Origin of the sequence: Streptomyces sp. UNOC14_S4, from assembly GCF_020740835.1 — a bacterium.
Classification (GTDB): Bacteria; Actinomycetota; Actinomycetes; order Streptomycetales; family Streptomycetaceae; genus Streptomyces.
In genome coordinates this window covers 1-11,263 of the sequence record NZ_JAINFC010000234.1, presented here as the reverse complement: position 1 = coordinate 11,263, position 11,263 = coordinate 1, and the positions used below count along the sequence as shown (strand labels likewise).

At 73.0% G+C, this 11,263-nt stretch carries 10 protein-coding genes; 2 read left to right on the top strand and 8 right to left on the bottom strand.

Features of this window, described 5'->3' with window-relative positions; translation table 11 throughout:
- Positions 1-104: 104 nt before the first annotated feature.
- Positions 105-1,514 (top strand): short-chain fatty acyl-CoA regulator family protein, encoded by a 1,410-nt coding sequence (locus tag K6I34_RS20955; RefSeq protein ID WP_229327852.1) that lies wholly within the window; start codon positions 105-107, stop codon positions 1,512-1,514.
- 79 nt (positions 1,515-1,593) lie between these two features.
- On the opposite strand, the gene K6I34_RS20950 is transcribed toward K6I34_RS20955, so the two are convergent.
- The 4 genes from K6I34_RS20950 to K6I34_RS20935 all read right to left on the bottom strand — a co-directional run bounded on the left by K6I34_RS20950 (position 1,594) and on the right by K6I34_RS20935 (position 6,175).
- Positions 1,594-3,168, bottom strand: a complete 1,575-nt coding sequence (locus K6I34_RS20950; RefSeq protein ID WP_229327851.1) for a hypothetical protein — start codon at positions 3,166-3,168, stop codon at positions 1,594-1,596.
- 195 nt (positions 3,169-3,363) lie between these two features.
- Positions 3,364-3,816: a hypothetical protein gene (locus K6I34_RS20945; protein WP_229327850.1), complete on the bottom strand. Its 453-nt coding sequence runs from the start codon at positions 3,814-3,816 to the stop codon at positions 3,364-3,366.
- Positions 3,813-4,514 (bottom strand): hypothetical protein, encoded by a 702-nt coding sequence (locus K6I34_RS20940; RefSeq protein ID WP_229327849.1) that lies wholly within the window; start codon positions 4,512-4,514, stop codon positions 3,813-3,815. The genes K6I34_RS20945 and K6I34_RS20940 overlap by 4 nt, the downstream gene beginning before the upstream one ends.
- Positions 4,515-4,858: 344 nt before the next feature.
- Entirely contained in the window at positions 4,859-6,175 is a 1,317-nt protein-coding gene (locus K6I34_RS20935) for a CAP domain-containing protein (protein WP_229327854.1), read from the bottom strand.
- Positions 6,176-6,262: 87 nt separating this feature from the next.
- Here K6I34_RS20935 and K6I34_RS20930 point away from each other — a divergent pair, with 87 nt between their 5' ends.
- Positions 6,263-7,090 (top strand): trans-aconitate 2-methyltransferase, encoded by an 828-nt coding sequence (locus K6I34_RS20930; RefSeq protein ID WP_229327848.1) that lies wholly within the window; start codon positions 6,263-6,265, stop codon positions 7,088-7,090.
- 22 nt (positions 7,091-7,112) lie between these two features.
- Here K6I34_RS20930 and K6I34_RS20925 read toward each other — a convergent pair whose 3' ends face one another.
- The 4 genes from K6I34_RS20925 to K6I34_RS20910 form a co-directional block, all read right to left on the bottom strand.
- Positions 7,113-7,484: a DUF488 domain-containing protein gene (locus K6I34_RS20925; protein WP_229327847.1), complete on the bottom strand. Its 372-nt coding sequence runs from the start codon at positions 7,482-7,484 to the stop codon at positions 7,113-7,115.
- A gap of 128 nt (positions 7,485-7,612) precedes the next feature.
- On the bottom strand, positions 7,613-8,659 hold the full coding sequence (locus tag K6I34_RS20920; RefSeq protein WP_229327846.1) for an ABC transporter permease: 1,047 nt from the start codon (positions 8,657-8,659) through the stop codon (positions 7,613-7,615).
- Positions 8,643-10,292: a sugar ABC transporter ATP-binding protein gene (locus tag K6I34_RS20915; protein ID WP_374230980.1), complete on the bottom strand. Its 1,650-nt coding sequence runs from the start codon at positions 10,290-10,292 to the stop codon at positions 8,643-8,645. The genes K6I34_RS20920 and K6I34_RS20915 overlap by 17 nt, the downstream gene beginning before the upstream one ends.
- A gap of 49 nt (positions 10,293-10,341) precedes the next feature.
- Positions 10,342-11,263, bottom strand: a 922-nt coding sequence (locus K6I34_RS20910) for a sugar ABC transporter substrate-binding protein (RefSeq protein WP_229327845.1), incomplete at its 5' end; no start/stop codon positions are given.

Below are 11,263 nucleotides of genomic sequence, written 5' to 3'. Positions count from 1 at the left end.
CCCCACCCCCGGCCCACCAACCAACCCAGGGGCGCGGGGAACTGCGCGACCAGCCACAACGCAACCCGCACCCGCAAGCGCAGCGCAATGGCTAGGCTGAACCGATGGCCAAAACATACGCGGGCGCACGGCTGCGCCGACTCCGCGAGGAGCGGCGGCTCAGCCAGGCCGAACTGGCCCGGACACTCGGCATCTCGCCCAGCTACCTCAACCAGATGGAGCACGACTCCCGGCCGCTGACCGTCCCCGTACTGCTGCGCCTGACCGAGACGTTCGGCGTCGACCCCGGCTTCTTCGCCGAGCGCGACACCGGCCGGACGCTCGCCGATCTGCGCGAGGCCCTCGCCGACGAGGTCACCGCCGGCCGGGTGTCGTCCTCCGACCTGGCCGAGCTCGCCTCACGGCTGCCCGCCGTCGCGTCGGTACTCCTCGGGCTGAGCCGCCGTCACCAGGCACTCACCGAGCAGCTCGCCGAGGCGGCGGAGGAGCGCGGCATCACCGGAACCGGACCGGCCCTGCCGCCCTCCCCGCACGACGAGGTCCGTGACTTCTTCTACCGTCGGCAGAACTACCTTCACGACGTCGACACCGCCGCCGAGGATCTCGCGGCGGACATCGGTGTCCGGTCCGGCACCGCCCTGCGGGCTCTCACCGACCGGCTCGCCGCGCGTCACGGGGTCCGTACAGCCACCGGTACCGATCGGCTCCATCACTACGACGCCGCCGAGCGGACGCTGTGGCTGTCGAACCGGCTCCGCCCCGGCCAGCGGGCCTTCCGGATGGCGACCCAGCTCGCCCTCCTCGAATACGGCGACGAGTTCTCCCGGCTCGCCGCCGAGGACCACGAACCGGGCTCCCCCAGCTGGTCGCTCGCCAGGATCGGCATCGCCCGTCACTTCGCCGCCGCCTTGATCCTGCCGTACCGTGCGTTCCATGCCGCGGCGGAGGAGCTGCGGTACGACATCGAGCGGCTTTCCGACCGCTTCGGCTTCGGGTACGAGACCATCTGTCACCGGCTCAGCACGCTTCAGCGGCCGCGGCTGCGCGGGGTGCCGTTCTCGTTCGTCCGGGTCGACCGCGCGGGCAATATGTCCAAGCGGCAGTCGGCCACCGGCTTTCACTTCTCGCGGGCGGGCGGCACCTGCCCGCTGTGGAATGTGTACGAGGCGTTCGGCGCGCCCGGCCGCATCCATGTGCAGATCGCCGCCATGCCCGACGGGAGCCGCTATCTGTGGACCGCCCGGACGGTCACCCGGCACCGGGGCGGGTGGGGCGAGCCGGGCAAGACCTTCGCCATCGGGCTGGGGTGCGAGATCCGGCATGCCTCCCGCCTCGTCTACTCCGACGGCCTCGACCTCGGCCAGGCCTCCGCGGCCACCCCGATCGGCATGGGCTGCCGCGTCTGCGAGCGCCTCGACTGCCCCCAGCGGGCCGTACCGCCGCTCGGCATGACGCTCGCCGTGGACGAGAACAGCAGCACCTTCGTGCCGTACCCGGTGCAGGGACCGGCCTGAGCCGGATGATCAGCCGTCAGCCGTCAGCCGTCAGCCGTCAGCCGTCAGCCGTCAGCCGTCAGCCGTCAGCCGTCAGCCGTCAGCCGTCAGCCGTCAGGCGGCGGTCGTCCAGCGTCGCCAGCCGCTGCCGCAGGGCGCCGAGGGCCTCCGCCCCTTCGGTCGCGGTGCCCGGTTCCGGGATCTCCAGCTCCCTGACGGCCCGGTCCAGGGTCCGTTCCACGGAACGACGCAGGGAGTCGGTCTCGCGGCGGACGGCCGCGGGGACGGCGGACACGAGGGCGGCGACACGTTCCTGCACGGCGGCCCTGCCGTACGCGGCCGCACGGCCCACCTGCTGCTCGGTCTGGAGCCGGTGGAGGACACCGCCGGCCGCGGCGCCGACCCCGGCGCCGAGCACCGTGCCCAGTTTGTTGGTCATCACCGCCCCGGCCGCCGCCCCGAGCGCGCCGCCCACGACCATCTCCGTGGGCACGGCAGGCGGTTTCGCGCCGCTGGGCCGGCCCCCGTACGACGGGACCGGGGCGTGTGCGGCGCCGTCGAGGGATACCGACGGCGGGGCACCGATCGTGCCCGCTCCCGTACCCCGCGCGGCCAGAACCCGCTCCGCGTTCCGGAATCCCTCCGCGACCGCCTGGTCGATCCGGCCTGCCCGCACCCGTAGCCCGGACGCGGTCGAGACGGCCCAGCTGCGCATGCCCCGGTCGAGATAGCCGGTGACGAGGCCGCGGGCCCGCGTCGGCTCGGCCGCTTCCTGGCGGTGCCGCTCCAGGAAGCCGTCCAGCTCCCGCAGCAGGTCCTGCTCCACCGCCCGCAGGGAGGCCACGACTTCCCGTTCCGCCGCCGCCGTCTCGCCGTCCACGACGCGCAATGTTTTCCGGCGGGCGTCCTGCAACGCCGCGCGGGCCTCCGTGATGCCGGCGGAGCGCCGGTGCGGTCCCTCGGGGCCCGTCCGGCCCGAGATGAGCTCCGCCGCCAGGCCCAGCAGGTGGGTGACGCGGTCGTGCAGCAGCCCGGCGGGCGCGGCGGCCTGTGCGTGCAGTTGCTGCACGAGGGCGGTGGAGTCGCGGACGAGCAGGCTGTGCAGGGGCTCCGCGGTGTCGGCGGGATTCTCGGCGCTCCACAGCAGGCAGCCGAGCTCCGCGAGGCCACGGCCGGTCCACCGCTCGCCGGGGCCCGCGTGGAGGACGCGCCAGATGCGCCGGGCCACCAGCCGCAGGTCGTCGTCCCCGGAGAGCACGTCGGCCCCGGTGAGCACGACGAGGACGGTCCCCGGCGGGCGGGCCGCCAGGAACGCGCCCGCGGTGGCCGCGTCGTGGCTGAGCAGTTCGGCACAGCCCAGGGCGAGGACGACGCGGTTGGCGCGCAACGCCGCCGAAGGGTCCGCGTGCAGGGGCTCCAGCGGAGTCGTACGCAGTCGGATGTCCGGCAGCCGGGCGCGCAGGAACGCGGCGAGCGCGGTCGCGTCGGCCTTGGGCGAGGCACACAGCAGGACGGCCCGGTCGTGCCGGTCCGGCAGCGCGGCGGCCGCCTCGGCGACGGCGGTCCAGCCATGGTGTCCGGCAGCGCGGGCGGTGTCGCCCAGGAGCGCTTCGAGCTCGGTCACGAGCGAGTCGCCCGTGCGGCCCGCCGGGCCGGTGAGATCGGGATCGGCCATCACAGCTCCATCCAGGTGGAAGTCGGGGATCGGGCCCGGGCGGACACGGCGCTCCGGGCGGTGCCGGGCGGCGGCCGGTCGGTGGCCGCGCCCGGGCATGACGGCGTACGGTGACGGAGCGTCACGCGTACGGATGTGCGGGGGTGCGCGAAGGGGGCTGTTCGCGTCTTCCGGCTCGGTTTCCGGCCTGGTGCGTCAGGACGCGGCCGGTTCGTCGCCGCCCTGGCCCGCGCCCGCGGCGGTGTCCTCGCCGCCCGTGGCGGAGGGGGCGCGGCGCAGCAGTCTGGGAATCCTCGACATGGCACCCAGGGCCTGGGCGGCGGGCACCTTCTTCAGCGCGAAGATCGAGGCGACGGAGGTGACGGGCATTCCGCACAGCAGCACGCAATATCCCGCGTCGCCCCGCTGGACCATCTGGTATCCGACCCACAGATAGGCCAGGACAAGAGTTCCGGACAGACATTGCCCGAACGCCGTCGTGCAATTTCCCAGAATGACGTCGAGGCGCTGATTGCGGGCCTCGGCGTCGATGGACCGCAGAGCCCTCCGTAAATTTTTGGAATTCACATTCTCCAGTCGGCTCGCCAGCTCCATCAACTGGTCGAAACTGACCGTCGTTTCCGTGCTTCCCCCGTTGTCGGTCATCATCTCGCCTCGCTCACGTCCGCGCTTACGTCCGAGGCCAGCCGACGAAGTGTGCGAGCGATCGGATGGTTCTGGTTGGCGGGCTTCGTCGCCTTGCCCACCAGCGCGGAGAATTTATGCTGCCGGTCCACTTCCTCGTCTGGTGCGGATGAACGCTCGGCGTCGGTGTACTCATGGACGATGCCGGTGAGGATGGCGTTCGTGAGCTCGGGGTCGTCCCTGCTGTCCCGCAGCAGATGCGTGGCCTCCAGGTTGAGCACCTGCTCCTCCGCCATGCCCCGCAGAGCGGCGCAGAACGCGGTGTGGGCGGCGTGGAGCTCCAGCGCGTGCCTGGCCAGCGAGCGGCGCAGTGCCGTGAAGAAGGCCAGGATGGTGGCGGTGGCGATGGCGGACACCGTCCACACCCCGATCAGGGGCCATTCGGCGTGACTCGCGAAGGCGAGCGTGCAGAAGCCGAGCGACGACACCGCCGAAAGAAAGCTGCCCGTCACCGCCGCGATGCGCAGCCGGGTCAGATCCGGGCGTCCGGTGCCGTTTTTCCGCCGCCGCCCCCGGCCGGCCTTGCCGGCCCGTTCCGCTTCCGCTCGCCGCAGCGCCGATATGAGCTCCCCGGCCCTGTTGTCGAAAGTGCGCAACCGGGCCACGCGCGGGGCGCTGCGCGCGGGAAACGACTGCCCGGTGGGGTCGATCGGACTGCGCACTCCCACCGCGAATTCTTTTCTCCGCACGGTGTCCCCCTGAGCGTCCCCCTGGCTTTGTCCCGAGCGTACCCAACGTAGCAGATCGCCAACCGTTGGTGAAGCTGTGTCGAAAGATTTGGGATACCGGAAAAGGTGTGACCGGTCGGCAGGTCAGCAACTCCCGGGAATTACCCGTAGGTAGTGCGATCATGCGGCCCCGGACGAACGATTCCCCCGGTGGTTCCGGACGGAATTCCGGTATCCGTGTCCGGGCGCCCCGGAATCCCGGGGATCACAGGGAAATGTGCGGCTTGTGCCGTCTGCCCGCGCATTGTGTGCCTCCGCCGCACGGGAACCCGGAGCGGTCAGGAGGCCATCCCGAACAACTGGGTCCAGTACGTGCCCACGCGGCCGCCGCCCACGAAGCCGATGCCGATGTGGGTGAAGTCCGGCTTGAGGATGTTGGCCCGGTGCCCGGGGCTGTTCATCCAGCCGTCGACCACCTCGGCGGCCGACCGCTGGCCGCAGGCGATGTTCTCGCCTATGCCCCGGTGGGCGCAGCCCGCCGCGGCCGCACGGTCCCACGGCTGACGGCCCTCGGGCGAGGTGTGCGCGTAGAAGTCGCGGGCGACCATGTCGGCGGAGTGCGCCTGCGCGGCGGCCGCCAGACGCCGGTCGTCGGCCAGGGGCCGCAGACCGGCCGCCGCCCGCTCGGCGTTGGTCAGCGCGACCACCTCGGCGGCGATCCCGGCCAGGCCACCCGGACTGAACGGCGCGGCCCACACCGCCGTCCAGTACGTCGTGCCCGAACGGCCGTCCACGGCATGGCCCAGCCCCATCGCGGTGAGCGACGCGTCCCGCAGCGGGCGCCGCGCCTCCTCGCTGCCCAGGCAGTAGTCGAGGAACTCGTCCGGCGTGCGCGGCCCCGAGACCAACTGCTCGGCCACGCCCAGATACGCGTACCCGCCGGCGGTGACGCGCTGGAAGACGGACACCCCGTCAGGGCCCTCGGCGGCGAGCCGCCCCTGCTCCGCCATCGCCGCCGCGTGACGCCGTGCGGCCGCCGTGAGCCGTGGGTCCACCGTGACCGGCGGGGCACCGCAGCGCGCCCGCCGCGCGTTGACCAGCCCGGCGATCCCGTCGGAGGCGCCTGCCGCGGGGGACGGTACGGCCACCACAGGTTGCGGCGTCGGCGCGGGTTCCTCGTCCAGTACGTCCACGCCGAAGTCGCGGGCGATCCCGGCCAGCCCGTCCGCGTACCCCTGGCCGAGCGCGCGCAGCTTCCAGGCAGGACCGCGCCGGTAGAGCTCCGCGAGCAGCAGCACGGTCTCACGGCCCGGGCGCGGCGGGGCGAAACGGGCGACCGTCCGGCCGTCGCCGCCGCTGACGGACAGCGTGGGCACGGGCAGCCCGCTCAGCGATGTGCCGGGATCGGCGGGGCTGACGACCAGCGTCACCCGGCTCGCACCGGCCCGCAGCCGCGCCGGGTCCACGCCCAGGCCGCCGTCCACCAGCCGGACCCCGGGCGCGGCGGGCTGGTTGTAGAAGACGAAGTCGGCGTCACCGCCCACCTTGCCGTCGTCACCGGTGACCAGCGCGGACAGGTCGAACGGCCCCGGCACCCGGAGCGTCAGCGCGCCCTCCGGCAGGGAAAGATTGCCACCGGGAACCAACTCGACCATCATCACCCGTCCGTTCACATACGTGCCCGGAGAACGGTGCGACGCCCCGGGAGAGTTCCCGCGCGAGGAGAACCCTAGGGTGTGCCCATGACCGGAGAACCGACAGCCAAGCCGTCCGAGCACTGGCGCGAGCAGCGGCGCCACGTCTTCGGGGAAGCCGCCGAGCAGTACGATGCGGCCCGCCCCGGATATCCCGGCCGGCTCGTCACCGACGTCCTCGCCTACGCGGCACTCGACGGCGCCCCCGCCGTGGAGGTCGGCGCGGGCACCGGAAAGGCCACGCTCTCCTTCGCCGCCCACGGCGTTCCGCTCACCTGCGTCGAGCCCGACGCACGGATGGCCGACGTGCTCGCCCGCAACTGCGCCGGCACACCCGGCGTCACCATCACGGTCGGCGGTTTCGAGACCTGGCGGCCGCCCACGCCCTACGGTCTGCTCTACTCCGCCCAGGCCTGGCACTGGATCGACCCGGCGACCCGCTGGAGCCTGGCACGGGCCGCGCTGCGCCCCGGCGGCGCGATCGCCCTCTTCTGGAACGACTGGGTCGTGGCCGGGGAAGGGCTGGAGGAGGAACTCGCCGCTGTGCACGACCGCGCTCTCACGGGAGTGGCTCCGCACACCGCCCACGACCTGCGCCCGCGCTCGACCGTCGAGGGCCCGCACTCCTGGGTGTACGGGCAACTGGCCGCCGACGGCGGCTTCACGGACGTGGAGCACCGCCGCTACGAGTCCGTGCACGAGCGCTCTGCAGAGGATTTCGTGAGCTTGCTCGCCTCCCACTCGGCGTACCGCGTCGTGCCGGAGGATGTACGGGAAGCGCTGTTCGCGGACGTGCGGCGGGTGGTCGACGCGCACGGCGGCACCGTCCGGCTGGACACCACGACGGGCCTGTACCTGGCGCGCACGGTGGGCTGACGCGCATACGCCCGCCGGGCGTTCAGGACTCGGTCAGCAGCCGGGCCAGCACCGCCGCATGACCGGCCTCGGGGTCCTTGGCCGCCGTCAGCAGGGTGAGCCGCTCGCCTTTGCGCGCGCGGGACCGGAGGTCCTCCAGGGCTTCGGCCGCCTCGGGGGACTCCAGTTCGGCCTCGTAGCGGTGGACGAACTCCTCGGGGTCCCCGTCGGGGCCGTGGTACCAGCGGCGCAGCTCCGTCGACGGGGTGAGCGCCTTGGGCCACTCGTCGACACGGGCGTCGACCTTGCTCAGGCCGCGCGGCCACAGCCGGTCCACCAGGACGCGCACGCCATCGTCCGGCGAGGGGGAGTCGTAGACCCGCCGTGCGTGCACGGCCCGGGCGTGGCGCGTCATGGGTGTGCCTCCGTACGGGGTGCCCCTGAGGGGAGCGTCGCGTGGACAGGCATGCTGCCATGCTCCGGCCCCCGGCCGGGCCCGACACCCCGGGGACGGCCGGGGCCGGAGCGTCCGTGCCGCCGCCCTCACGTCTGCCGCTCGCCCGAGGCGAACCGGGAGACGACCAGCGCGACGATGATGATCAGACCGTTGAGGAACTGGTTCCACAGCGGCGGCACCCCGGCCAGCGTCATGACATTGACGACGAGCTGAAGCGTGAGCACCCCGGTCAGCGCGCCGAAGAGGGTGCCCCTGCCGCCGTCCAGGCCCACCCCGCCGATGACGGTGGCGGCGAAGACCTGGAAGATCCAGCCGCTGCCCTGGTCCGCGGACACCGAGCCGTAGTGGCCGGTGTACAGGACGCCCGCGAAGGCCGCGAGCACCCCGGCCAGGACGAGGACCGCGCAGGTGACGCGGTCGACCCGGATCCCGGCCGCACGCGCGGCCTCGGGGTTGCCGCCGACGGCGTACAGCGCGCGGCCGTGCCGGAGCCAGGTGAGCGCGGAACCGCCCGCGAGGAACAGCAGCCCGGTGAGCCAGACGGCCGCGGGCGCGCCCAGCCAGCGTGCCTGCCCGAGATAGGTGAACGAGGCGGGCACGTCGACGATCGACTGTCCCTTGGACACGGCGATCTGCAGTCCCCGCAGCGTGGTCAGCGCGCCCAGCGTGACGATGAAGCCGTTGAGCCGCAGCCCGAGGATCAGGAACGCGTTGAGCCCGCCGACCAGCGCCCCGACGAGCAGGCACACCGGGACGGAGAACGCCCCGGGCAGCAGCCCGGCCCCGTGGAACCGGCCGGCGTCCGGAGGCAGGACCACCCACATCGCCACGACCGGGGCGACTCCGATCGTGGACTCCAGGGAGAGGTCCATCCGCCCGCCGATCAGGACGAGCGCCTCGGCGAGCACCAGCAGTCCGAGCTCCGTCGACTGCTGCGCGACGCCGAGCAGGTTGTCGGAGGTGAGGAAGGCGGGCGACACGACGAACCCGATGACGCCCAGGAGCAGCAGCACCGGGACGAGGGACAGGCTCCGCCAGCGGGCGACGACTTCTCCCGGGCGCGGTCCGCGCGGCCGCGGTCCGCGCGGCGCGGCGGCTTCCGGCCCGGGCCGGAGCTCAGCGCCGGACACCATCCCCGGCCTCCTCTCCCGGTCCTGGCTCTCTCGGTGCTGTCCCTTCCGATCCCGGCTCTTCCGACGGCCCCGGCGCGCCGGGCACGTCCTCCATCGCGGCGACCATGTCCCGGTCGCTCCAGCCGCGGCCGAACGCGCCGGTGAGCCTGCCGTGGCACATGACGAGCGTCCGGTCGCACATCCGCAGGTCGTCCAGCTCGTCGGAGACGACGAGGACGGCCCTGCCCTCGTCGGCGACCCGCCGGACCCTGCCGAGCAGGAACTCCTTCGACCTGACGTCCACGCCGTTGGCCGGACGGATCGTCACCAGGACGCGCGGCTCGGCGGCCAGGGCCCGCGCGACGACCACCTTCTGCTGGTTGCCGCCCGACAGGGCGGCGACGGGCGTCGCGGAGCCCGGAGCCTTGATGTCGAGTTCCTCGATCATGCGGTCGGCCAGGGCCCGTGCCCGCGACGGCAGGACGGTGCCGAAGGGGCCGAGCCGCCTCCCGGCCGAGAGCGTGACATGCTCACCCACGCCGCGGGCGGGGACCAGACCCTGCGCGTGCCGGTCCTCGGGGACCAGCCCGATCCCGGCCGCGAGCGCGTGCGGCACACTGCCGGTACGCACCGGGCGCCCCGCCACCGCGATCCGGCCGGCCGCCGCCTTGCGCAGCCCCGCGACGGCCTCCCCGACCTGCGCGTTGCCGCTCGCCGCGGAACCCGCGAGCCCCACGGCCTCTCCGGCCCGTACGGCGAACGACACGTCGCGGCAGACACCACCGGGCAGTGTCAGCCCCTCGACGGACAGCAGGACCGGAGCGTCGCCGTCCCGGGGTGGCACGGCACGGGACGTACGCCCTTCCGGTGCGGAGGGCTGTTCGCCGGTCATCGCCTCCACCAGGTCCCGGTGGCCGAGTTCGGACACCGGCGCCGTCACGACGCGGCGGGCGTCCCGGAAGACGGTGACGGTGTCGCACAGGGCGTAGACCTCCCGCAGGTGGTGGGAGATGTACAGGAACGCCACCCCCTGCCCCCGGAGCGCCCGCAACTTGGCGAAGAGGAGGTCGATGCCCCGGGCGTCGAGCTTCGCGGTCGGCTCGTCGAGGACGACGAACCGGGCGCCGGACGACAGCGCGCGGGCGATCTCCACGAACTGCCGCTGCCCGACGGAGAGATCGCGTGCCCGCAGCGCCGGATCGACGTCCACGCCGTACTCGCCGAGCAGCTCCGCCGCCCGGGCACGCAGCCGTTTCCAGCGGATGGGCCGCAGGGCCGAGGCGCTCTGGCGGTCGAGGAAGAGGTTCTCCGCGACCGTGAGTTCGGGGAGGATCGTGGAGCGCTGGTGCACGCAGGCCACGCGGGAGCGCCAGGCCCGGGTGTCACCGAAGGCGGGAGCGGGTCCGCCGTCGAACCGCACGACGCCCGCGTCGGGCCTGAGGAGGCCGGTGAGGAGCCCGACGAGCGTGGACTTGCCCGCGCCGTTGCGGCCGACCAGGGCGTGTGCCTCGCCCGGCAGCACGGCGATGTCCGCGGAGCGCAGCGCGACCGTGGCGCCGAAGCGTCTGGAGACGCCGTCCGCCTCCGCGACCGGGCGCGGAGGGGCGGCGCTGTGCACAGGTGAGGAAGACGAGGGGCGCATCGAAGGGTGCATCGAGGGGTGCCGTCCTTTCCGGGCCGGATGTCGGTGCCGTCCTCGCCGCTCACTTGCCGATGCTGTTGCCCCACAGGGTCTTGTCGTCGACGTTCTCCCTGGTCACCAAGGGCGCGGGGAGCTGGTCCTCCAGCCCGTTGGGGAGCTTGACGACGGTCGAGCCGTGGTCGGTCGGGCCGGGGACGAACCGTTTCCCCGCCGCCGCGGCCCGGGCGTAGGAGAGGGCGTACTTCGCGTACAGGTCGGCGGGCTGGGAGACGGTGGCGTCGATCTGCCCCTTGCGGATGGCGTCGAGCTCCTGGGGGATGCCGTCGTTGGAGACGACGGTGATGTGCCCCGCCTCCCCGGCCGGTTCGAGGAGACCCTTCTGCCGCAGGAGGGCGAGGGTCGGCTGCAGGAAGACGCCACCGGCCTGCATGTAGACGCCGTTGAGGTCGGGGTGCTGGGCGAGCAGGCTCTGCAGCTTCGCGGACGCGACGTCGCCTTTCCAGTCCGTGGGCAGGGGGAAGACCTCGATGCCGGGGAACTCCTTCCGCATGCACGAGGCGAAGGCCTCCGAACGGTCGCGCCCGTTCACCGAGTCGAGGGAGCCTTGGAGCTCGGCGACCTTGCCCTTGCCGCCCAGCTTGCCGCCGAGGAACCGGCAGGCCTTGACGCCGTACGCCCGGTTGTCGGCCCGTACGACCATGAACACCTGCTCCTTGTCGGGGCGGGTGTCGACGCTGACGACGGGGATGCCCTGCGCCGCGAGCTCCTTGAGGACGGAGGCGACGGCGCCCGTGTCCTGCGGGGCTATGACGACGGCCTTGGCACCCGTGTTCCGGAACACCTGGACATTGGCCACCAGCTTGGTGACGTCGTTCTGCGAATTGCTGACCGGCAGCAGATTCGCGCCCTTCGCCTCCTCTTTGAGGTAGGTGGCGTAGGAGTTCCAGAAGTCGGAGTCGGAACACGGCAGATCGACGCCGACC